This is a genomic window from Maribacter polysaccharolyticus (genome assembly GCF_028882255.1).
GTDB classification, from domain to species: Bacteria; Bacteroidota; Bacteroidia; order Flavobacteriales; family Flavobacteriaceae; genus Maribacter_A; species Maribacter_A polysaccharolyticus.
On the sequence record NZ_JARBUY010000004.1, the window covers coordinates 157103 to 180683 of the forward strand.

A 23581-nucleotide genomic window follows, 5' to 3' on the forward strand; every position below is an offset into this window, starting at 1 on the left:
GTTTGGCTATTGTACTTGACTTTCTTGCTTATAATTAAATTGAACTTTTTTTAATATTTTGATCAAGTGTTTTTTCTCCTCTTCCGAAATACCCATTTCCATGGCTTCAATAAGTTCTTTCAAGGCCCTTTTAGCCTTTTTATAAACCCTTTTCCCCTCATCGGTCAAAATAACATGGTTGATCCGCTTATCCTCAAACTGCTGTATTCTTTTGATACACTTCTTCTTTTCCATTTTCGATAGCAAACGGGCCAACGAAGATTTATCCCTATTGGTAAGAAATGCCAACTCATTTTGATTTAGACCTTCACCCTCATGATCGTGTAATTTTTTCAACACTACAACCTGCTCCTTACTTAAGTCCAACCCGTGATGTACAAGTCGTAAATGCAAGTAATGATCTACAAACTTTGAGGTTTTTCCTAACCAAGGTATGATTGAATTATCGAAATCGATATATACTTCTTTGGATTGCACCGGACGAAACTAACAAAAATCGCTTTTGGTTGCAGATGCAACCAATGTTAAAATTATCACAATGTCCTTATTACCAATAGCACTAAAAAGAGCTTTACAAACAAAAAGGGATGCTGTTGCATCCCTTTTAACCAAACTAACTAAAATTATGAATCACTAACTACTCTTCTTCGACATCCTCGAACTTGGTGTCCGCCATTCTTGTTTTACTGAAGTTTATGTCTTTGAAATCCATACGGGAATCATCCTTATCATAGTCAAAGACCAATAACCCTTGTGTATCCATCATTCCTAAATTATCAAAGGAATTGAAATTATTGTTTTGGATTTGAAATACCTCCAAGCTGGCCAATTGTCCGAATTCGGATGGGATTGCCCCTCCCAACTCGTTATTTGCCAAAACGAGTTCCTTCAATTTGGTAAGGTTGCCGATTTCGTTGGGGATATTACCGATCAATCCGTTTTCGAACAGCCCCAAACTTTCCAATTTTGTCAAATCCCCTAAAGATTTAGGGATTTCGCCTTTAATATTATTGCTTGAGAGGTTCAAAACCTTGAGGTTCTTAAGCCCCCCAATCGATTCAGGGATACTTCCTGATATGAAATTATTGAATATGGAAAATTCTTCCAATTCGCCCATCATTCCGATGGTATTTGGTAAAGTTCCTTTTAAACGGTTCATTTCAAGTTTCAATACCCTTAGTTCCTTCAAAAGCCCCAAGCTAGTGGGCAAGGTTCCTGTAATCGTATTGAATGCCAAGTTCAATTTCTTTAGGTGAACAAGTTGTCCAATGCTATTGGGCAAGGTGCCCGACAAATTATTATGGAACAAATCGAGCCCTACCACGTGTCCATCCACGACTTCTACGCCATGCCATGTAACACATTCGGCTTCTAAATCCCAAGTTACTTTCCATGACGGGCCATTGGTATTATGGTAGAGATCCAACAAGGCCTGCTTTTCCTCAGAATCGACCTTAGCAAGCATAACTGTATTGGCCATAATAACCATCAAAACCAAACATAATATCCTTTTCATATTGCAATTAATTATTTATGAACAAATACAATCTCGTTCAATTAAGAATTACCCTACAAATATACTATTGAACAAGATTAAACTACAATTTTTATCGTTAAACGGCACCACAATGTTGTGAAAGTTCGATTATGTGTGGTGAAGGAAATATTGGAATCGGAAAATTTCCGAATTACCCCTCAAGATTCTCCATATCAATGGTGATTTCCGTCCATTGTTCCATGAATTTTTCCAAATCTTGCTTTTTTCCTTCGTACTTATCGAAGAAACCCGGTTTGGCTATAGTGGCGTCGTAGTTCAAGAGCAGCTCCTGGTCTATGGTTTTCAATTCTTTTTCCAAGCGGGCGATTTTGCTTTCCACAGAACTCAATTTATTCTTCAAGGCCTTTAATTTCTTTTGGTCTTGGAAAGAATTGGTGGGCTTATCTACCTTCACTTTTTTGGAAGCATTTCCCTTTTCCTTTTCAATGGCCCTAAAATCGGCCACTTTTCTTTGTTCCAGATAAAAGTCGATATCCCCTAAATATTCTTTGATCTTTCTGTCGCGGAATTCATAGACCTTATTGGTCAACCCTTGAAGAAAATCCCTGTCATGGGAAACCAGGATCAGGGTGCCCTCAAAGTTCTGCAAGGCCTTTTTAAGCACATTCTTGGATTGGATATCGAGGTGGTTGGTAGGTTCATCCATCACCAATACATTGAAAGGTTGTAAAAGCATTTTCGCCAAAGCCAACCTATTGCGTTCCCCCCCGGAAAGCACTTTCACATATTTGTCTACCTCTTCCCCCCGAAACAGGAAAGAACCCAGAATATCGCGCACCTTACTTCTATTGGACTCGTTGGCTGCATCGATCATGGTGTCCAAAACCGTTTTACGGCCATCAAGGTACTCCGCCTGGTTTTGTGCAAAATAACCGATCTGGACATTATGCCCCAATTTGCACTTTCCTTCGTACCCAATCTCTCCCACCATAATTTTGGCCAAGGTGGATTTCCCTTGTCCATTTTGCCCTACAAATGCGGTTTTACTATCGCGTTCTATAAGTAGGTCAATAGCGTTGAGCACCAAATTATCGCCATAGTTTTTTGATAGGTCCTCTATTTCAGCTACCACTTTACCCGGTGTGATCGAAATGGGGAACCGTAGGTTCATTACGGCATTATCATCCTGATCCACCTCGATCCTTTCCATCTTATCCAGTTTCTTTATCAAGGATTGCGCCATTGAGGCCTTCGTAGATTTTGCCCGGAATTTTTCGATGAGGCGTTCTGCCTGTTGAATCTCCTTTTCCTGGTTTTTTTGCGCATTGAGTTGTTGCTCCTTGATTTCGCCCCTCAACTTTAAAAATTCGGTATAGGGTTTACCGTAGTCATAGATGCGCCCTAAAGAAATTTCAATGGTCCGATTCGTCACATTGTCCAAAAACATCTTATCGTGGGAAACAATGACAACGGCCCCTGCGTAATTGGTCAAGAACTGCTCTAACCATATGATCGATTCAATGTCCAAATGGTTGGTAGGCTCATCGAGCAACAATACATCATTCGTTTGCAACAATAATTTGGCCAATTCGATCCGCATTCGCCACCCTCCTGAAAATGTTTCGGTTTTCTTTTCAAAGTCTTCCCGCTTAAAACCGAGGCCCAGCAATATTTTCTCTGTCTCCCCTTGATAATTATACCCACCAATGATTTCATAATGATGTGTAAAGTCATTGAGATCTACCATTAATTGATGATATTCCTCACTCTCATAGTCCGTTCGTTCCGCGAGTTGTTGATTCACATGTTCCAACTTACGCTCCAAGGCCTTGATTTCCTCAAAGGCATGATAAGCCTCCTCCAAAACGGTCCTACCTTGCTTAAAATCTATATCCTGCCTTAAAAACCCGATTTTCAAGTTCTTTTCGGTGGCTATGGTCCCCGAATCTAAAGGCATGTCCTTGGACAATAATTTCAAAAGCGTTGATTTCCCGGCCCCGTTTTTTCCGATAAGGCCGACCCGATCACCCGCATTTAGTCTGAAGGATATTTCCTCAAATAAATATTCACCTCCGAAAGAGACTGAAAGATTATGGACGTTTAGCATATTTTGTGACCTAGGTTACTTTAAAAAAATTACAAATACCGTAATTTCGTGAAAACTTTTGCAAATGTTAAAAAAAGGAAACAAACTCTACAGCATTTTAACAGGAACTTGTCCTAAATGTCAGAGTGAAAGCATGTATTTGGAAGAAAACCCATATAAATTGGGGGAATTGTTCAAAATGCATGAGCGCTGTTCGCACTGCAATACTAAATACAAGATCGAACCCTCCTTTTTTTACGGAGCCATGTACGTAAGTTACGCCGTAGGTGTGGCCTTTGCCGTTGCAGCCTTTGTGATCTCCTTTTTGTTCATTGGTACTTCCCTGCTGACTTCCTTTATTGCCATCGTAGTCACAATGATCGTTTTTTTGCCCGTTATCATACGGTTATCACGAAATATATGGATCAACTTTTTTGTTCATTACGATCCCAATGCCGCTAAGAAACCTTCGCAGCATACCGCTTTATAAATCGATGTACGTCTATTTCAGGGGGTAATGTTTCCCCATGTTCTATATGCCTGTACAGTTGCTCCGATACGGTAGGTGCTATAAGGACTCCACGCGACCCAAACCCGTTCAACACATACAGGTGGCCGTAATTAGGATGAACGCCGACCAATGGCCTCCTATCCGCAACCGTTGGCCTTATCCCGGCCTCCTGACCAACGATTTCATAATCACATTTTAAAAACGTATGCAATTTGGTCTGCAATTCCTGTCTGGCCTTTTGTGTGGGTTCATTGGATTTTTCCGACCTTTCATAAGTGGCGCCGACCCTATAAAGGTCTTTACCCAAAGGAATTATGAAAACCGAGGATTTGATGATCGTGTCTAACTTCAAAGCCGGGGCTTTTATCGTCAAAAGCTCCCCTTTATTACCCTGTAAAGGCAGGTAATTGAAATATGGATTGTTTTTAAGTCCGAAACCTTCGGCGAAAACAATCTTCCTCGCTGTAATTTCCTTATACCGTATGGTGTCTGTATGCACCTGTAGTTGGTCAAAATCAAATGTTTCCTCCAACAGCTTTTCTTTTTGAAGGAGGTCGGCTCCATATAAGGAAACCAATGTACTCACATCTATTCGGCCCGTATGTAATACTTGCCCATACCCAAAGGGCGCATCAATACCTTCATAAGTGTTTTCGACAACGGTACCATCAAGAAATTTACCGAGCTTTTTTTTATCAGCGGCCTCAAACCACATATTTTGCTCTTCGACAGAGGCAAACTTCCTGAAAACAGGAACCTTATAATCCAACTGCGTACCGAATTTCCCCTCGAGGCGCTTATAAAACGGGATGGCCTTCTCCAATTGTCCATCCGCATTCCAAGCCAATGTAAATCGCTTCAGTACTACTGGATTATACAACCCCCCAGCGACAAGGGATGAGGACTGGGAACGATCGGAAACGACCTTATAACTTTTCTTGTCCAGCGCTAACCGCTCACAGAATGAAACCCCTGCCAATCCCAGGCCAACAACCAAATAATCTATCATGCCATAAAAGTATACAATCTTGCCAAATACACATTCTTCCGGTAAACAAAAAACCCTGACGAAATCGTCAGGGTTTTTATTTTATAAATTGAATTGGAATAAACCTTGTTTAATAGGCCCACATATCTTGTTCGCGATCACGAATGGCCTCTTTGATCCGTTGGGCCTCCAAAAGTTGGAACAAAGCATTATCGGCAATATAATCGGTGACCTTACGATCCCCATGCACATTATCCTCACGGTAGATAACACCATTGAACCTCCTGGCATTCAACAACATATCGAACGATATGGGTTGTGCCGAGTTACGTTGGTTAAAGACTTTTGCTTCGTGCAAAATTTGTCTTGCGCTCGGATACCATACCCAGAAAAGCTCTACCTTGGCTTCTGAAGGATCCATCGATTCATCATCGATGAAGTTAACATCGGGAGCAACCGGGGCAATACCCAACAAACGGTATTTTAATTCCCCTTGGCGCTTATCGAAATACCAAATCCCTTTAATACGATACTCTTCAATATCCGCTGCGGTCAAATCGCGTTGGTTGACAAATTCAGGGGACAGTGGTTCACCTGCATTGATTTGTTCGTATCCCATATCGGTGGTATCCACTTTACGCAATGTAGCGGCCAAGTCACTGAACTTTCTTTTTTCAGTAAAATAAGAATCCACATACACATCCTCTAGGTCCCCATTTTTGAGGTTCTTGATAAGCACATCGTATAACGACCTTCTATCGGAACCGATATCAACGGTGTCGATTGGATAATACAGCGGGAAGTTGACACGCTCATCCAGATCAATGGTCTCCCATACGGTTTTGGACCAAAGGATATCCCTGTCGTCCACATAACCGTACTCCAACGGAGCATCATTGTCAAGGGCCTTCTGCGCTTCTGTCCTTACCCCGATCTGTTCTGGCTTTTTAGCATTCAATATATTTGCTTGGGCCATAATGGATGCGGGCAATAAACTAACAGCTCCGATTAATAAAACATTCTTCCAATTCATAAAATACAATTTATATAATACTACTTATTAGTTTGTTATCTCAACAACTACCGGAGATACCTTTTTAAGTTTGTAGGTCTTATTGTTCGTGATATACGCGTTTACATCGAATATCTGAACCGCGTCACCACGCTTGGCTCTTTTAAGGGCAGATTTGGCCCTTGAGTCAAGTTTGTCGCCATTGACGCTTACCGTAGGCTGACCCGGAACTTTAAATTTGAATCCGCTTACTTTTAGGTTCAAGTCAAAATCAAAATCTTCCAACAAAGCACCCACAGTGGCTATTTCCAAATTTTTTCTGGGCATTTTTGTACTACCGGTCTCACCTCTGATCGCTCCGGCCGGTCTTGGGATATCCTTGATCCTAAACTCGGATTTTGAGGATATGGTCTGACCATCAGGCAATTTTCCAGAAGCGGTAATGGTAACCGTTCTACCTTTTCCTGGGTTCATTACATACTTGCTTCCACTTATGGATTGTAATCCCGGTGCAGATGCATTCACTTTGTTGTTGGGTATTCCAGGGATGGAAATCGACATTGGGTTTGGAACACCACGATAAACAACATTCATTTTATCGGCAGCAATCAATGCAGCATTCGGCTTACTAATGGTCGCGAAACTATTATTGACCTCAACGGGAATTTCCTCCCCATCCTGCATAAAGTACATGGTACCTTTGATTTCGTGATCTCCCGCAGAACCGGCACCGATCAACATTTTTATACCACCGGCTTCCAAGACATAATCCTTACCTTCAGAAAGTTTTCTACCATCGAGGGTCAATTCTGCCCGTACAGGTGTCGAAGATTTATCGGTCTTACTGATGATGATCTTACCATCGTACTTTTCACCTGCATAGAAGGCGGATTTACTGGCCGCAAGTGATGTGGCGAAATTTTTCAAGGAAACCTGGCTGGTCAACTCCCCTTCCAACATTGATTTTAAAGCATCCTCTTCGGTTGCTTTAACGTCTGCTTGAAGCGAAGTCAATTTGGCCAAGGAAGCCACTAAGGGATACCCTTCGTAATGATAGTTGATCCAATCTTGCTTAGTACCATCCCTTTTTTCGACCTTACCATTGTCATCCCCTGTTTGGAAACGTAAGCTTACGGCCTCTTTTAAACTTTCTGGAGCGATCTTTGCGACTTGGGTACGGTAATCGTTAATTCTTTTCATGAATTCCTTACCATCCGGGGCTAGGTTATCCCCTTGGAAAAACTTTTGATCCAAGAAATCCGAATTGTCCATACGGGCATAATCCTTAGGGTCTTCCACCTTTTCCATCATCCCTTTTTTAAGACCTTCCAAGTAGTCATAATACTCTTGGGACAAGGTTTTTATCTTCTGGGCATTTTGATACAATTCCCCGTACTTCTTAGCATCTTCCGATGCTTTAGTCTCAAGACTTCCCAAGAAAGCCTCATTGCTTTCGGTAGTCTTTATATTAGAAGCTTCCAGTTTTTCGTTCATGATACCGAACGCTGCTAGAACTTCTTTACTCATATTTAAGGCCAACATCGCGATGAAGATCAAATACATTAAGTTGATCATCTTCTGACGTGGTGATGCTTTTCCTCCTGCCATTTCTTAATTGGATTTTAATTACTATTTGATTTGGGGTTATTTGACTAAAATTCCAATTAGTTTCTGTTCATTGCAGTCAACATACCGCCATAAACACCATTTAATGAAGAAAGATTAGTAGCTAAAGATTCCATTTGGTCTTTAAGGGCGCTGGCATTTTGAACCACTTGTTCGTTAACGCTGGCTTGCTTGCTAGCACTTTCCAATTGTACTTTGTACAAACTGTTCAACGATTCCATTTGGGCGGCTGCTTGGACCATCTCTTCCGAGTATTTCTTGGTAGACTCCATCGCGTCAACTGCAGGGGCGATACCTTTGGCCGCACCTTCGAAATTCTTGATACTGGAACCTAAACTTTCCATAAGACTGGCATCGATACCTGCCTCTTCCAAAAGGGTATCCAATTTTTTGGACAATGAAGTTTCGGTCTCCTTGATCTCGGTAGCTTCATTTTTCCTACTACCATTGCTTGCCCCACCGGCCAATTCAGGGTAAACCAATGACCAATCCAATTCTTCCTCTACGGGTTCAAATGCAGCGATTGCGAATATCAAGGCTTCCGTAATAAGACCTACGGCCAATAGTAGTCCACCGGTCAAAGGTCCGATTTCCCAGTGAAGGATCTTGAACAATGCACCGATAATCACCACTGATGCTCCCAGCCCGTAAGCCATATTGAATAATTTTTTTGTTGCTTTTGATTGTGCCATAATTTTTAAATTTAATTTTAGTTAATGTTATTAATAAGTATTTGGTTAATGGTTGAATTTGTCCTGCATCCGATATTGCATCGGGATCCGGATCGTATTTATGGTTATTGTATTCTTATTGTGTCGAATCTTCTTCACCCATGTAATCCTGTACGGTCCTGAAACCTACATAACTACGGGCAGAATCCGCATATTCATAATCCCGAGTACTCACCTGTAGGAAATAAGCGACGTCTTTCCATGAACCTCCACGTATGACCTTTCTGGCATTGTTCCCGTCACCCGCATTAGGGTTCATCGTAGAAACATATTCATAAGAATTCGGGTCATAACTTGAGTTCGTCCATTCCGAAACGTTCCCTGCCATATTGTACAGGTTGAAATCATTGGGCTCGTAGGATTTGGCCTCTACGGTATACAGTGCCTGGTCGGCCGCATAATCCCCTCGCTGGGGTTTGAAATTCGCCATGAAACAACCGGTATCACTAATTACATAAGGACCACCCCAAGGATAGGTACCTCCCTCGATACCCCCTCTTGCGGCATACTCCCATTCGGCCTCGGTAGGTAACCTGAATTTATTCACGAATTGTTTGCCTTTACTTTTTTGATCGTCGTTCTTGAACTTTGTCCTCCAATTACAAAAAGCCTGTGCCTGTTTCCAAGAAATACCCACTACAGGATACTCACTGTAGGCATCATGCCAAAAATAATCGTTGTGCATGGGTTCATTATACGAATATTCGAAATCCCTGATCCAGACCGTGGTATCCGGATATATTTCCAATTCCTCATGACGGATGAAATCCTTTCTATTGCCATTCCTAGAACGTGCAGCAGCTTCAATATCCATCCAACTGTACTTATATTTCAATCGGGTCACGTCAAAAGTACGCTGACCATTATAGGATTCCTCTTCAGACAAATAAAGGGAATCGACCATGACTTCGGTATAGTATTCATCCGGATAATCGGAGGTGTCCCAGACCAAGTCCACATCCTTATTCAATGCGCGACCTTCATAACCTGTTTCACCCAATCCCGAATAATTGTCCAACATATATTTGTCATACACGGAGGCTTTGGTCGTGTCGGCATCTTTGAATGCATATTCCCCAATACCGCCATCTTCAGGTCCTATTCCCAATTCATCGGCTAAAATGGCCAATTTGGTTCTTGTTATTGAATCTTTGACCCACTCTACAAACTGTCGGTATTCACTATTCGTGATTTCCGTGTCGTCCATATAAAAAGATCGCACTGTCACGGTCTTGGTAGGTGCATTGAGAAGTTTTGCCTGGTCTTCCTCACTTTTACCCATGATAAATGACCCCCGTGGGATCAGCTCCATGCCGTAAGGTTTTTCCGGGTACCACTTTTTACCCTGGACGCCGACCAGCTCTCCTTTTGTTTTGGACCCACAACTGGTGAGCAAAAAAACAAATGCTATAGATGATAACAATAGCTTCTTCATACTTTAGGTTAAATTTCGATTAAGGTTATAAATGCAAACACAATTATTATACTCTCTAAAACTACGTTTTGGGTAAATTATTGTACGTTATACCATTATCGTATATTTTTTTGATCAGTTAAAGCCTTTTCTGTAGGCCTTGAACCACCGCTCTGGAATATTCTGGTTGCAAGCATCCAGATAGTCCTGTTCGATGCAAGGTAATAACGCCACTGATCCGGCTTTAGTATGTGAAGTCAAAATTGAAGGTACCTCTACCCACCATCTTTCGGTAAGATGGCTTTTATAATAGACCAACTGCTCTGTATCGGTCGGTACGGTATACTTTGTAAAATCGTCTGAATTGGAATATGGGGTTTCTTCGATCCTAAAATTGACCCCTTCTATGAAGTACCATATGATTTGGGCCAACAATTGGCACGATTGGTCTATATTCTCCATCTCATAAATACCGAAAATGCTGACCTTATCGCTGAGGCCCGCATATCTGGAGATGGCACAAATTTCCCGGCCGTCGAAACCATTGGGTGAAAAATTGGGTGAAACCCCCAATTCGCTGGCCTTGATCGCCCGCACATCCAAACTTACCATATGGGCATTGCGCAAAACAGGTTCTGCCAATGAAACGTCATTCGTCAATTCGCCCAACCTGTAGGCATCAAAAAACAAACGATCCATAAGATCCTTTTCTTCCTGTGCGATAAAATAACTTTGATATCCTAAATTGGAAAAATTAAAAAGGTTGTTCGGTTTGTCGGTAATGATCTTGCTCATATAGGAATGGGAAGATATGAGTTCATCTTCCATACCGAAGTCAAAACGGCTATCGATTGCCACCAAGTTGACCATATCCTTGATGCCGTCAAAGGCACGGTATGCGGCATAGGTGATATCTTGGGTTGCCCCTAGAATGACCGGTATGATATTTTCCTCAATCAATCCCGCAACCACCTCCTTGACCACAAAGTAGGTATCATCAACGGTTTCCCCCTCTTCAATATCGCCCATATCGATGATCGTCGAATTCCAATTGCCCAACATCAATTTGTACAACTGTATCCGAATGGCGGAAACGTCTAATTTTTCAGGTTTTTTTTCGTAGGCATTACGGGATTCCCTTACCCCTAGTATCGCAATGGTGGCATTGGCCAAAACCGGAAGGCCATCGTTTTTGGTATGTGCATAAATATGTCTTCCTAGGGCTTGGGCGGGTAACAATTCGTTATGGGCCATTACCCTATCCGCTACAGGTACCAAAAAATCGAATGCCATGCTTATTTCTTAGTTTTTGCCTTTGTTTTTGTTTTTGCCTTTGTTTTTCTTTTGGGGGATTTCTTTTCGATCAGTTCCATGGCCTCTTTCAACGACACCTTCGAAGCGTCTACGGTTTTTGCCAATTCGACCTTTACTTTTCCCTTGATGATATTATGCCTTCCCCATCTGGCCTTTTCTATTCGGATGCCTTCTTCGGGCCATTCCTGGACCAGTTTATCGATTTCTTTCTGCTTCTTAGCCTCGATCAGTTCCACAATATCCGCTTGTGATAGGTTATCGAAATCGTATTTCTTATTTACGTTGATGAACATTCCGTCCCATTTAATAAAAGGACCAAACCGCCCAACACCCTTAACCACATCCTTATCCTCATAACTTGCGATAGGGGCATCGGCCTTTTGTTTTTCCTTGATCAGTTCAATGGCCCTCTCCAAGGATACATCCATGGCACTTTCCCCTTTGGCCAATGATACGAACTTTTTGCCAAATTTGATATAGGGTCCAAAACGCCCCACGTTCGCTTCGATTTCCTCATCTTCAAAACTACCCAATTTCCTGGGAAGTTTAAACAGGTCCATGGCCTCCTCGAAGGTAATGGTATTCAATGATTGGTCGGGCGCCAAACTGGCGAATTGTGGTTTTTCCTCATCATCAACGGTACCTATTTGCACCATGGGGCCAAATCTGCCCAAACGCACCGAGACCTGTTTTCCGGTTTTGGGATCCTTTCCCAATACACGTTCCCCACTTGCACGATCGGCATGCTCCTCTACGTCGAGAACGGTCGGATGGAAGTCATCGTAAAATTCTTTCATTACTTTATGCCAATCTTCCTGACCTTCGGCTATCTCATCAAAATCCTCTTCGACCTTAGCCGTAAAGTTATAATCCAAAATGTTCGAAAAATGACTTACAAGAAAATCATTTACGATCATCCCGATGTCGGTAGGCACCATTTTTCCCTTATCGGACCCCACCGTCTCGGTCAACTCTTTTTCTTTGACGACATTCGTCTTTAAGGTAAATTGTACATATTTTCTTTCGGCACCTTCAACCGTTCCCTTTTCGACATAGCCCCTGTTCTGTATGGTGGAAATGGTAGGGGCATAGGTAGAGGGTCTCCCGATTCCCAATTCTTCCAATTTTTTGACCAAGGAGGCTTCCGTAAAGCGATAGGGTGGCCTTGTAAAACGTTCGGTAGCCGTAATATAGATGTTCTGCAAAGCATCACCGATCTTCATCGGGGGCAACATGCCTTCTTGCTCTTCGGACAGATCCTCATCGTCCAAACCTTCCATATAAACCTTTAGAAAACCATCGAATTTAATGACCTCCCCATTGGCCGTGAACTCTTCGGGGTGTGTGGTTGCCTTGATCTTCACATTGGTGCGTTCCAATTGGGCATCGCTCATTTGGGAGGCAATGGTCCTTTTCCAGATCAGGTCGTACAACTTTGATTGATCCCGTTCCAAAGAAGGGGATTGTCTTGTCATATCGGTGGGGCGAATTGCCTCATGGGCTTCTTGCGCCCCTTTGGTCTTGCCCTTGAAATTACGAACCGTACTGTACTTCTCACCATATTGATCGATGATGGCATCTTTTGCCGCATTGATCGCCTCTCCTGAAAGGTTTACACTATCGGTTCTCATATAGGTAATGAGACCGGCCTCATATAAACGCTGTGCCACTTGCATGGTCCTTGCCACTGAGAAGTATAGTTTCCTTGACGCTTCCTGTTGTAAGGTCGATGTGGTAAAAGGTGCTGAGGGGGATTTTTTGGCTGGTTTCTTATCCAGACTGCCGATAGAAAAACCGGCATTGATATTTTTATCCAGAAAGGCTTTCGCCTCTTCCTTGGTCTCAAAGGTCTTCCCTAATCTCGCCGTGAACACGCCCCCACTTTCCGTTTTGAATTCGGCAGCCACTTTAAAGGATGCCTTTGGGGTAAATGCCTCAATATCACGCTCACGCTCAACGATCAATCGAACAGCAACGGATTGTACCCTACCTGCCGATAGTCCCGGTTTGATCTTTTTCCAAAGTACCGGCGACAATTGGTAACCTACCAACCGATCCAAAACCCTTCGGGCCTGTTGTGCATTTACCAGATCGTAATTTATCTCACGTGGATTCTCGATGGCTTTTTGTATGGCAGATTTGGTAATGGAGTTGAAAACGATTCTTTTCGTCTTTGCTTTATCCAATCCCAAGGTTTCGGAAAGATGCCATGAAATGGCCTCCCCTTCACGGTCCTCATCACTGGCCAACCATATGGTCTCTGCTTTTTTCGCTAGATCCTTAAGCTTTTTTACCAGAGCCTTCTTGTCCTTATCAACGATATATTTGGGTATAAAACCCTTTTCAACATCTACGCCCAACTCCTTTGAGGGCAAATCGGCTATGTGACCAAAGCTCGATTCAACCTTAAAATCCTTCCCCAAAAACTTCTCAATAGTTTTGGCCTTTGCAGGAGACTCAACAATTACTAAATTTTTCGCCATCTACCTTATTTATGGGTACAAATGTATACTAAAAATTAAACTTTGAAATTTGATGCGTTTATTTTTCCCTTTAAAATCGCAATAATAACCCCCTAAAATCATGAATTCCTCAGAAATAAAAAAGTTTGCCAAAGACGATTCCGAAGACCATATAAATATTCATAATTTTAAGTTACCATCCAAAAACAAACCCATACAATGAAGCAAATTTACGCCACCCTCCTCTTTGCATTTCTATTCTTACAGCCAGTTCAAGAGGTAATTGCACAACGAAAGAAAAAGACCATTTCCTATAAGGAGTCAATTTACAGCGGTATGGAATATCGTCCTATCGGTCCTTTTAGGGGAGGAAGGGCCGGTACCGTTTCCGGGGTTTTGAACCATCCAAACCTATATTATATGGGTACTGCCGGTGGTGGAGTATGGAAAACCACGGATGCCGGCAATACATGGGAATGTATTTCCGACGGATTTTTCGGCGGTTCCATAGGGGCCATTGCCGTATCGGAGTCCGACCCAAACATCATTTATGTCGGTGAAGGGGAACAGACCCTAAGGGGAAATGTATCTTCAGGCAAAGGACTGTGGAAAAGTATGGATGCAGGGGAAACCTGGGAATTCATCGGCCTCAAGGATTCCGAGCATATCGCTAGAATTCGAATACATCCCAAAAACCCCGATCTGGTTTATGTAGCCGCCATAGGGAATTTATGGAAACCCAATGAAACACGAGGGGTATATCGTTCCAAAGACGGAGGGGACAATTGGGAAAAAGTACTTTATGTAAGTGACAAGGCCGGTGCCGGGGATTTAATTTTAGACCCCAATAACAGTAGGATCATCTATGCTTCCACTTGGGAAATGAAAAGAAACGGGTATCGCATGGATAGCGGCGGACCGGATAGCAAACTATTCAAAAGTACCGATGGAGGTGATACTTGGAAAGACATCTCAACGCAAACCGGTCTGCCGGGCTTCCCATGGGGCATCGTTGGCATAACGGTATCCCCGATAGACTCCAATAGGGTTTGGGCCCTAATAGAAGCCGAAGACGGTGGTCTGTTCCGATCGGACGATGCCGGGGCAACCTGGGAAAAAATAAACGAGAACAGGGCACTACGCCAGCGCGCTTGGTACTACACCCGTATTTATGCGGACACCCAAAACATGGACAAACTTTACGTCATGAACGTAAGCTATGGTGTTTCTACCGATGGGGGAAAAACATTTACGCTCAAAAACGCCCCCCATGGCGACCATCATGATTTATGGATAGACCCACAAAACAACCAGAGGATGATCATTGCCGATGATGGTGGCGCCCAAATTTCAAATGATGGCGGAAATAATTGGACCACGTATTACAACCAACCTACGGCCCAGTTTTACCGCATTGCAACAGACAGTGTGTTTCCTTATCGTATTTATGGGGCCCAACAAGACAACACCGCATTACGAATTTCCCACAGGTCGTCGGGGGAAGCGATTACAGAACGTGACTGGGAACCTACGGCAGGTGGGGAAAGTGCGCATTTAGCACCTGACCCCAAAAACAACCAAGTTGTTTATGGCGGCACGTATAAAGGGTATATGAACCGTTTGGACCACACTACGGGCCAAGCCCGTTCGACCAATGTTTGGCCCGATAACCCGGCAGGTTCCGGGGCCGAAATCATGAAATACAGGTTTAATTGGAACTATCCGGTTGCCTTTAGCAGACATGACCCCAATAAATTATATGCAGGTTCGAACTTTTTAAATGTCACAACCGATGAAGGCCAGTCTTGGAAAACCATTTCCCCTGATTTGACCAGAGGACTCCCGGAAACCATAAAGTCATCCGGAGGACCAATTACCCAGGACAATACAGGGGCCGAATTTTATTCGAACATTTTTGTAATCTCGGAATCGATTTTGGAAAAAGATGTGATCTGGACAGGCAGCGACGATGGTTTGATCCATGTTACCAAGGATAGCGGAACTACTTGGGAAAATGTCACCCCACCTTCTTCGATGTCGCCTAAATTGAACATGATCAATTCCATAGACCCAAGCCCATTCCATAAAGGAACGGTTTATGTCGCCGCCACCGCCTATAAATTCGGTGATTACACCCCTTATTTATACAAAACCACCGACTATGGCAAAACCTGGTCCTTGATCACCAACGGAATCAAAGACAATTTTTACACGCGGGTCATACGCACAGACCATGTACGGGAAGGTCTTTTGTATGCCGGCACCGAATGGGGCATGTATATATCATTCGACGATGGTAAATCCTGGTCCCCTTTTCAGTTGAACCTCCCCATCACGGCAATACGGGATTTACATGTTCGGGACAATGACCTGATCGTGGCCACCCATGGGAGGAGTTTTTGGGTTATCGACGACCTAACCCCATTACATCAACTATCGCAGGAAGTTGCCGAGAGTGATTTTTATCTTTTCAAACCGGACACTTCCTATAGGATGCATCAATCCGGTGGCAGGACAAAACCCAACACCAAGTTGGTAGGAACCAACCATCCGGATGGGGTTATCATCAACTTCTTTTTGGATAAATTTCAGGAAAAGGATACTGTCTTGCTCGATATCCTAGAAACCAACGGCACTATGATACAGCGTTATGCAACCAGTGCCAAGGAGGATAAACTGGACCCTGCAGCTCCCAAACCGTTAACCGTTAAAACCGGCGGGAATACAATGGTCTGGGATATGCGCTACCCCGGTTACAAAACCTTTGAAGGGATGATCTTCTATTCTTCCCCAAACAAAGGCCCAAAAGCAGTTCCCGGAAACTACAAGTTGAAGCTGACCGTTAACGGGGTTTCCCAAGAACAAGGGTTCAGCATCGTAAAGGACCCCAGATTACCCAATACGCCAAATGACTATCAAGAACAATTCGATTTTTTAATTGAGGTACGTGATCAAGTCACCAAGGCCAATGAAGCGATCATCAAAATAAGAAGCATCCAAGGTGATTTAAAATACTTAAAGGACAAAACAAAAGAATACAGCGCCCTTCAGGAGTTGATCACCGAATATGAATCCGAACTTTCGGTCATAGAGAACAACATCCATATGACCAAAAACAAGAGCAGGCAAGATCCACTCAATTACGGCATTCGTATCAACAACAGGTTGGCCTTTTTGTTGGCCGATTCCCAAAGAGGCGATTACCCCCCTACCCAACAGGCAAAAGCGTTTTTTAAGGAAATCGCAGATGAACTGGATGTTGAGATTAAGGATCTGGACAACCTTGTGAAGAAACAAACGGCAATCGTAAACTCCAAAGTAGCGGAAGAAGGCATTAAGATCATTTCGCCCACACCATAACCAACAACAGGAAAGGGAGGCCCATAAGGCTTCCCTTTCCTGTATATGATTTCACAATCTCACAAATCCAAGGTACTTATCAACGTAATATCGTTGTTCGAATATCCATACTGATATAACATATCGGCACCTACCATCAACAATGAACTTTCCAACGGTATCACATCGTAGGTATCGATATCCTCAAAATGGTTCAGGGCCACTAAATCCATGACATCGGTTTTGTCGTACACCTTTAATCCGGATTCCCCATCACAGACGAATAATTTCCCGTCTTTAATACCAAGTCCATAAGGGCCATCCATGGGATAACTTATCGCCAATTCAGGATTCGTGATATCCGAGATATCCACGATGAACAGTCCGCTTTCAGTTGCCCCACAGCTATTGCCGCCCCGTAAGGTAACAAAGGCATAATCCCCATCGACCACTACGGGATCACAGGCCGTACCGTGTTGGAATTCGGACACGAATGTCGGTGTGGCCGGAGAAGAAATATCATAGATATACATTCCGCGCATGCTCCCCAAGAACAGATGATCGCCCCTATTGAAAATAGTCTCGATATCAAAACCGGCATACACATCCTCCAGGTCTTGGGGGGCATCCAAATCCTGTATATTGAAAATATTCAAGGTATGGCTATCCACTGCATAGAGATAATCCCCGACGATCTTAAACCGTGCCAAGGAACCTCCTTGCCCCACTGATGCATCATTGGCCGCTTCGGCCATGGCAAAGAGTTCCCCATCAACGGTAAACCTTTCCTCGTATTCCGATATAAGCCTACGCTCGGTGACCGTTTCCCATCCGACCAAAATATCGTTCTCATAATCAACACCGTCATATTCATAAAAATCGACCAATGGCCATACCACATTGCTGCCAAGAACATTTTCCAAACGGTCGACCTGACTGATGTTATGGATATCCGAAATATCGAGTACTACCAAATCTATGACACTATCGGCATACAAATAATCATCTTTTATTGAGATATCCACATTTCCCGCAATCTTTATGAATGCGATTTTCATGGGTGCACTTGGATCACTATTATCTATTACATGAACACCGCGATATTTATCATTCACGAAAATATAATCCTTGTAAGCATAAATTTTCCCTGACCCCACTATGGGGGATGGCGCAATGACATCCACACCATTTTTAAATTCGGCCTTGCTTATCACCAATGGCTTGGCCACCAAATAGTCGGCATACTTTCCATCTTCGGATTTATCACAGGAAACCATGGCCAGCGTGGCCGTAAACAGAAGTAACATCAATTTCTTTTTCATCGGTATGGTATTACAATAACGTTTAAAGTGAAATGACTTTCGGCCAAATGAATGATGTATAAACCGGGTTTCTTCCCAATCCATTTCCCGATCATTCGCCTCATGGCCATACCATTAAGATGGGATTACCGTACCAACGTTGCGTTAAAAAAAGGCCGTCCTTAAAATTTAGGCCCGGAAGAGAACCCAATGGCATCTTTATACATAAAATAGACCGGTATCTTAGCCAACATGGCCGTAAAAAAGATGCCAACGAAACAGAGCATGACACCCAATTCGGCCACCAGCCCCATAACAATAAGGAGTCCGAAAATAACGAACCAATTCCTATTCCCCAGCATAAAACTCGATTTCACGATTTGTATCGCGGACAAATCTTCTTCAAAGGCCAAAAAGGCCGGTATCAATGAAATTGGGACAATCAAATAAAAAATCCCCAATCCACAAGCCAACAAACCCATGAGCATCAACCCCAAAATAAGCAAGGACAGTACCAATGATTTTAAAATATACGCCTTCTTGAAGTAATGGAAGTAATTACCTGACTTGACAAGGTTAAGGTCCTTGTGCTTACAAATTCGCAGGAAAGCCGCATTGAGCAATAGACTTACTGTCATGGTCCCCAAAAAAATCACGGGTACGAACACCATCATTACCAATACCATTTCCGGTGGCATCCCTTCAACTTTGGCCATTTCCGGTTCGGACACCCCCGCAATAAGAAGCGGCATATAAAAAGGAATGATCGACACCAACGTCAGTAAAACGATTATAAACCCCTGCAACCAAACCATTTTGAACAGTGCTATGGATTTACTGAAAATGGACCCAAAATCCAATGGACTACTTTCTTTAATTCGATTTTCCAAAACTTTATAGCTCATGATCCCTTTAGGTATTGAAGTACGATTAACGGCACAAACACTAAAATAGTACTAAATTATACTGTCATATTGTCATTAAATTGGAATTAGCGCTATCTTTGCAAACCCTTATCCCAAGATAAAGGTAATTATATGGAGAAAATCATTGATGAATCGGTTCAGGGCAAGGCACTTTCCCTGGAAAAGAACGAAAAGAACACACGCAACCTATATATAGAGAGTTACGGTTGCTCCATGAATTTTTCAGATAGCGAAATCGTGGCTTCGATCTTGGCCAATGAAGGATTCAACACTACCCAAGAATTGGAACAGGCCGATTTGGTTTTGGTCAACACCTGCTCCATTCGTGAAAAAGCGGAGACCACCGTTCGTAAACGCTTGGAGAAATACAATACGATCAAAAAAAAACGACCCCACATGAAGGTAGGGGTCCTTGGTTGTATGGCCGAACGGCTAAAGAGTAAATTGCTCGAAGAGGAAAAGATCGTGGATATGGTCGTAGGGCCTGATGCTTATAAAGACTTACCCAACCTGATCCAGGAGATAGACGAGGGCCGTGATGCGGTCAATGTCGTTCTTTCCAAAGACGAGACCTATGGGGACATTTCCCCCGTGAGATTGAACAGCAATGGGGTGAGTGCCCTTGTTTCGATCACAAGGGGTTGCGACAATATGTGTACGTTTTGCGTCGTACCCTTTACCCGGGGTCGCGAACGCAGCAGGGATCCACAATCCATTATCAACGAAGTAGACGAACTTTGGAACAAAGGGTATAAGGAAATAACCTTGCTCGGCCAGAATGTGGATAGTTATCTTTGGTATGGGGGTGGACTCAAAAAGGATTTTGACAAAGCTTCGGAAATGCAAATCGCAACGGCTGTGGATTTTGCCAATCTGTTGGATATGGTGGCCCAAGCCCAACCTAAAATGCGCATACGGTTTTCAACCTCCAATCCCCAGGACATGAACCTAGAGGTCATAAAGACCATGGCACGGCATGAGAACATCTGCAAACACATCCATCTACCCGTACAAAGTGGCAGTAACCGAATTTTAAAGGAGATGAATCGGCAGCATACCATTGAGGAATATTACGAACTGATAGACAATATCAAGGAAATAATCCCCGATTGTGCCATTTCACACGACATGATATCCGGGTTCCCTACGGAAACCGAAGAAGACCACAAAGCCACCCTTGCCGTCCTTGATTACGTTAAATACGACTATGGGTATATGTTCTCGTATTCAGAACGCCCCGGCACCATGGCTGCCCGTAAAATGGAAGACGATGTGCCCAATGCGGTTAAACAGCGTAGGCTTGCGGAAATAATCGCATTACAGCGGGACCATTGTTTGTACCGTACAAAAAACTTCGTTGGCAAGGAGCAGGAAATCTTGATCGAAGGCACCTCCAAAAAGGATGAGGGCATGTGGATGGGACGTAATTCACAAAATGTTGTCGCGGTTTTTCCTAAGGAAAACTATAAGTTGGGTGATTTTGTAAACGTCAAGTTCAATGACTGTACTTCGGCAACCCTCATCGGGGTAGCTGTAGGTTATGGAAAATCGAATTAAATCATACTTGAAACGACAAGAATACTATGGAAGGTGTACAAGCAATAAAGCAACGTTTCGAAATCATTGGGAACGACCCCAAGCTCAACCGTGCCTTGGAAAAGGCCATACAGGTGGCCCCCACTGACATTTCGGTCCTTGTCACAGGGGAAAGTGGTGTCGGCAAAGAGTCGATCCCCAAAATCATACATTCCCTTTCACACCGTAAACACGCTAAATATATTGCCGTAAACTGCGGTGCCATACCCGAGGGAACCATCGACAGTGAACTTTTCGGACATGAAAAAGGATCTTTTACGGGAGCAACCTCTACCCGAAGTGGGTATTTTGAGGTAGCTGATGGTGGAACCATTTTCCTGGATGAGGTCGGGGAACTGCCTTTGACGACCCAAGTTAGACTTTTAAGGGTCCTTGAAAACGGGGAGTTCCTAAAAGTAGGATCCTCCCAAGTACAAAAAACCGATGTACGTATCGTCGCGGCCACGAACATGAACATGATCGAGGCCATTAAAAAAGAAAAATTCAGGGAAGACCTCTATTACCGTCTGAGTACCGTGGAGATCAACATTCCGCCACTCCGTGAACGCAAAGAGGACATCCATTTATTGTTCCGGAAATTCGCTTCCGATTTTGGCCAAAAATATAAGATGCCGACCATACGATTGCAAGAGCAAGCCGTTCAATTATTGTACAAATACCGTTGGCCGGGCAATATTCGACAACTTAGGAACATTGCCGAACAGATTTCGGTATTGGAAAGTGAAAGAAATATTTCCGCTGCCACTTTGGGCAGTTACCTGCCGAGCACAGGGGGTTCAAACTTACCGGCAATTGTTCGGCAAGACAAAACCGAAAGTGACTTCAGTAACGAACGCGAGATTCTTTATAAGGTTTTGTTCGACATGAAAGGGGATCTTACCGATTTGAAAAAATTGACCTTGGAATTATTGAAGAACAAAGACACCCAAAAAGTCCAGAAAGAGAATGAAGGGTTGATCCAAAAAATCTATGGAGGGGAGCAAGAGGATTTTCAAGAAGAAGATGATGAAGAAACCATGGAAGTACTGCAACTTCCAGAACCACATATCGCACATGACACCCTTGAACCGCCACAGGAAGACAAGTACCATTTTGCCGAGGAAATAGAAGAGGAAGAAACCTTATCTTTACAGGAAAAGGAAGTGGAATTGATAAAAAAATCCCTGGACAGAAACCGTGGAAAGCGAAAAGCCGCCGCGGCCGAACTGGGCATTTCGGAACGCACGCTTTACCGAAAAATAAAACAATACGATCTTTAAGCATGAAAAACATCCAAAAAACGCTATTGATTTTCACCATCCTAACCACGATCGTAAGTTGTGGGGTTTACAATTTTACGGGAGGTGATATCGGAACCGCCACGACGTTTCAGGTAAACTTTTTCCAAAACTATGCGACCCAGAGCCCTGGATCTACCTTTGAACCCAGTTTGGACCGTGATTTTACCCAAGCCCTCCAAGACAGGATAATGAACCAAACCAGTTTGGATTTGGTGAACAACAACAATGCCGACTTATTGTATGAAGGGGAAATCGTGGAATATAAGATATCCCCCATGAGTGCAACAGCGGATCAGACCGCCTCACAAAATAGATTGTCAATGGCAGTCAATGTCCGCTTCTATAACAGAACAAAGGAAGACGCCGATTTTGAAACCCGGTTTTCCTTTTTCTATGATTACGATGCCGATGTTCAATTATCATCGGTAAAATCGGAGGCCCTGGAAACCATCTTTGAACGACTTACCCAAGATATTTTCAGCGCATCCCTAGCAGATTGGTAAGTAACGACGAATAAAGTTTAGGCGCTTTGTTTTCGCCTTTTGAACCTTTACAAAACAATGAACGTACAGGATTTTACATTCTTACTACAAAACCCTGACAAGGTCGTAACACCCATCCAAACCAGACAACTGGAAGAGGTATTGGAAGAATACCCCTATTTCCAAGCGGCCAGGGCTCTTCATTTAAAAGGGCTAAAAAATCTCAACAGTTTTAAATATAATAACGCCTTAAAGGTTACGGCTGCCTATACCACAGACCGCGATATCCTTTTCGATTTCATCACATCTGACGATTTTTCGCAAAATAGCATTGCCGATACAATTTCGGGCAAAGTCCCTATTACTGAGGCGCCGGAAACGGCAGCCGGGGAAACAACTTCGGAAACGGAGGAACCCAAGGCTTTAATCCCGGAATCCGAAGACAAACCCTTACCCCAAGACCTAAAGGATGCCGATAAGATATTGGATCCCAAACTTTTTAAATCCAAGGACCCTGAAATTGACCGTACACTAAAAGAAGAGAAGCAAAAAGCGGAAAAGGACCTCGAAATAGGCCAACCTATACCGTTTACCAAAAAAGAAAAGCATTCTTTTAGCGAATGGTTGCAACTGGCTACGGTAAAAACCATTGAAAGGGAACCGGAAACCAAGGAAAAAGAAGGCCCAGACACGACCAAGGATGGTGATTTTCCATTGGAAAAAGAAGTCCTGAAAAAGAAAAAATTCGAATTGATCGACAAGTTCATCGAAAACAATCCCAAAATAAGTCCTACCCCCAAGACCTCCATAAAAATAGACATCAAAGATTCGGTTAAAATCGATAAAACCGAATTAATGACCGAGACTTTGGCCAAGGTGTACTTAGAGCAGAAAAAGTATAAGAAAGCCATTCAAGCTTACAAAATTTTAAGTTTGAAATATCCAGAAAAAAGTGGTTTCTTTGCAGACCGAATTAAAGCGGCAGAAAAAATACAACAAGAAAATACATAGTACG

The 23581-nt window shown here is 43.1% G+C and carries 18 protein-coding genes; 6 read left to right on the forward strand and 12 right to left on the reverse strand.

From position 1 onward, the window contains the following. Positions 1–6: 6 nt before the first annotated feature. From PHU20_RS13365 to PHU20_RS13375, 3 genes are all read right to left on the reverse strand, one after another. A complete protein-coding gene (locus PHU20_RS13365; protein ID WP_274825889.1) occupies positions 7–393 on the reverse strand; it encodes a MarR family winged helix-turn-helix transcriptional regulator in 387 nt (128 codons plus the stop codon). Positions 394–637: 244 nt separating this feature from the next. Beyond that, a complete protein-coding gene (locus PHU20_RS13370) occupies positions 638–1516 on the reverse strand; it encodes a leucine-rich repeat domain-containing protein (RefSeq protein WP_274825890.1) in 879 nt (292 codons plus the stop codon). A 172-nt stretch (positions 1517–1688) separates the two neighbouring features. Next, the gene (locus PHU20_RS13375; RefSeq protein WP_274825891.1) at positions 1689–3605 is read right to left on the reverse strand and encodes an ABC-F family ATP-binding cassette domain-containing protein; all 1917 of its coding nucleotides are present in this window, start codon (positions 3603–3605) and stop codon (positions 1689–1691) included. 64 nt (positions 3606–3669) lie between these two features. Between PHU20_RS13375 and PHU20_RS13380 the strand changes: the two genes are divergently transcribed. After that, a complete protein-coding gene (locus PHU20_RS13380; RefSeq protein ID WP_274825892.1) occupies positions 3670–4074 on the forward strand; it encodes a DUF983 domain-containing protein in 405 nt (134 codons plus the stop codon). Here PHU20_RS13380 and PHU20_RS13385 read toward each other — a convergent pair. From PHU20_RS13385 to topA, 7 genes are all read right to left on the reverse strand, one after another. After that, positions 4043–5104, reverse strand: a complete 1062-nt coding sequence (locus tag PHU20_RS13385; protein WP_274825893.1) for an NAD(P)/FAD-dependent oxidoreductase — start codon at positions 5102–5104, stop codon at positions 4043–4045. The two genes, PHU20_RS13380 and PHU20_RS13385, sit on opposite strands and share 32 nt — an antisense overlap. Before the next feature lie 109 nt (positions 5105–5213). Next, positions 5214–6116, reverse strand: coding sequence for a type IX secretion system ring subunit PorN/GldN (porN, locus tag PHU20_RS13390; protein ID WP_274825894.1), 903 nt, complete (start codon positions 6114–6116; stop codon positions 5214–5216). A 27-nt stretch (positions 6117–6143) separates the two neighbouring features. Beyond that, on the reverse strand, positions 6144–7703 hold the full coding sequence (porM, locus tag PHU20_RS13395; protein WP_274825895.1) for a type IX secretion system motor protein PorM/GldM: 1560 nt from the start codon (positions 7701–7703) through the stop codon (positions 6144–6146). 56 nt (positions 7704–7759) lie between these two features. Next, entirely contained in the window at positions 7760–8413 is a 654-nt protein-coding gene (gene porL / locus PHU20_RS13400) for a type IX secretion system motor protein PorL/GldL (protein WP_274825896.1), read from the reverse strand. 115 nt (positions 8414–8528) lie between these two features. Then, positions 8529–9887: a T9SS ring complex lipoprotein PorK/GldK gene (gene porK / locus PHU20_RS13405; protein WP_274825897.1), complete on the reverse strand. Its 1359-nt coding sequence runs from the start codon at positions 9885–9887 to the stop codon at positions 8529–8531. Between the two features lie 114 nt (positions 9888–10001). Continuing rightward, positions 10002–11159: a formimidoylglutamase gene (locus tag PHU20_RS13410; protein WP_274825898.1), complete on the reverse strand. Its 1158-nt coding sequence runs from the start codon at positions 11157–11159 to the stop codon at positions 10002–10004. Positions 11160–11161: 2 nt separating this feature from the next. After that, positions 11162–13663 (reverse strand): type I DNA topoisomerase, encoded by a 2502-nt coding sequence (topA, locus tag PHU20_RS13415; RefSeq protein WP_274825899.1) that lies wholly within the window; start codon positions 13661–13663, stop codon positions 11162–11164. A gap of 198 nt (positions 13664–13861) precedes the next feature. Here topA and PHU20_RS13420 point away from each other — a divergent pair, with 198 nt between their 5' ends. Beyond that, positions 13862–17002: a WD40/YVTN/BNR-like repeat-containing protein gene (locus tag PHU20_RS13420; RefSeq protein ID WP_274825900.1), complete on the forward strand. Its 3141-nt coding sequence runs from the start codon at positions 13862–13864 to the stop codon at positions 17000–17002. Between the two features lie 59 nt (positions 17003–17061). Here the strand turns inward: PHU20_RS13420 and PHU20_RS13425 are convergent, their stop codons facing one another. Beyond that, positions 17062–18303, reverse strand: a complete 1242-nt coding sequence (locus PHU20_RS13425) for an LVIVD repeat-containing protein (protein WP_274825901.1) — start codon at positions 18301–18303, stop codon at positions 17062–17064. 161 nt (positions 18304–18464) lie between these two features. Continuing rightward, positions 18465–19187: a hypothetical protein gene (locus PHU20_RS13430; RefSeq protein ID WP_274825902.1), complete on the reverse strand. Its 723-nt coding sequence runs from the start codon at positions 19185–19187 to the stop codon at positions 18465–18467. Positions 19188–19319: 132 nt separating this feature from the next. On the opposite strand from PHU20_RS13430, the gene miaB reads away from it, so the two are divergent. The 4 genes from miaB to PHU20_RS13450 are packed head-to-tail and all read left to right on the forward strand — an operon-like array spanning position 19320 to position 23577. Next, entirely contained in the window at positions 19320–20765 is a 1446-nt protein-coding gene (gene miaB / locus PHU20_RS13435) for a tRNA (N6-isopentenyl adenosine(37)-C2)-methylthiotransferase MiaB (protein ID WP_274825903.1), read from the forward strand. Between the two features lie 26 nt (positions 20766–20791). Further along, a complete protein-coding gene (locus PHU20_RS13440; protein WP_274825904.1) occupies positions 20792–22063 on the forward strand; it encodes a sigma-54 interaction domain-containing protein in 1272 nt (423 codons plus the stop codon). 2 nt (positions 22064–22065) lie between these two features. After that, entirely contained in the window at positions 22066–22587 is a 522-nt protein-coding gene (locus tag PHU20_RS13445; protein WP_274825905.1) for an LptE family protein, read from the forward strand. Between the two features lie 57 nt (positions 22588–22644). Beyond that, on the forward strand, positions 22645–23577 hold the full coding sequence (locus PHU20_RS13450; protein WP_274825906.1) for a hypothetical protein: 933 nt from the start codon (positions 22645–22647) through the stop codon (positions 23575–23577). Positions 23578–23581: the final 4 nt, after the last annotated feature.

Bases quoted from the DNA above. Each gene is read 5' to 3' on its own strand.
- PHU20_RS13370 (WP_274825890.1), bottom strand. From the start codon at position 1,516: ATGAAAAGGATATTATGTTTGGTTTTGATGGTTATTATGGCCAATACA.
- PHU20_RS13375 (WP_274825891.1), bottom strand. From the start codon at position 3,605: ATGCTAAACGTCCATAATCTTTCAGTCTCTTTCGGAGGTGAATATTTA.
- PHU20_RS13380 (WP_274825892.1), top strand. From the start codon at position 3,670: ATGTTAAAAAAAGGAAACAAACTCTACAGCATTTTAACAGGAACTTGT.
- PHU20_RS13385 (WP_274825893.1), bottom strand. From the start codon at position 5,104: ATGATAGATTATTTGGTTGTTGGCCTGGGATTGGCAGGGGTTTCATTC.
- porN (WP_274825894.1), bottom strand. From the start codon at position 6,116: ATGAATTGGAAGAATGTTTTATTAATCGGAGCTGTTAGTTTATTGCCC.
- porM (WP_274825895.1), bottom strand. From the start codon at position 7,703: ATGGCAGGAGGAAAAGCATCACCACGTCAGAAGATGATCAACTTAATG.
- porL (WP_274825896.1), bottom strand. From the start codon at position 8,413: ATGGCACAATCAAAAGCAACAAAAAAATTATTCAATATGGCTTACGGG.
- porK (WP_274825897.1), bottom strand. From the start codon at position 9,887: ATGAAGAAGCTATTGTTATCATCTATAGCATTTGTTTTTTTGCTCACC.
- PHU20_RS13410 (WP_274825898.1), bottom strand. From the start codon at position 11,159: ATGGCATTCGATTTTTTGGTACCTGTAGCGGATAGGGTAATGGCCCAT.
- topA (WP_274825899.1), bottom strand. From the start codon at position 13,663: ATGGCGAAAAATTTAGTAATTGTTGAGTCTCCTGCAAAGGCCAAAACT.
- PHU20_RS13420 (WP_274825900.1), top strand. From the start codon at position 13,862: ATGAAGCAAATTTACGCCACCCTCCTCTTTGCATTTCTATTCTTACAG.
- PHU20_RS13425 (WP_274825901.1), bottom strand. From the start codon at position 18,303: ATGAAAAAGAAATTGATGTTACTTCTGTTTACGGCCACGCTGGCCATG.
- PHU20_RS13430 (WP_274825902.1), bottom strand. From the start codon at position 19,187: ATGAGCTATAAAGTTTTGGAAAATCGAATTAAAGAAAGTAGTCCATTG.
- miaB (WP_274825903.1), top strand. From the start codon at position 19,320: ATGGAGAAAATCATTGATGAATCGGTTCAGGGCAAGGCACTTTCCCTG.
- PHU20_RS13440 (WP_274825904.1), top strand. From the start codon at position 20,792: ATGGAAGGTGTACAAGCAATAAAGCAACGTTTCGAAATCATTGGGAAC.
- PHU20_RS13445 (WP_274825905.1), top strand. From the start codon at position 22,066: ATGAAAAACATCCAAAAAACGCTATTGATTTTCACCATCCTAACCACG.
- PHU20_RS13450 (WP_274825906.1), top strand. From the start codon at position 22,645: ATGAACGTACAGGATTTTACATTCTTACTACAAAACCCTGACAAGGTC.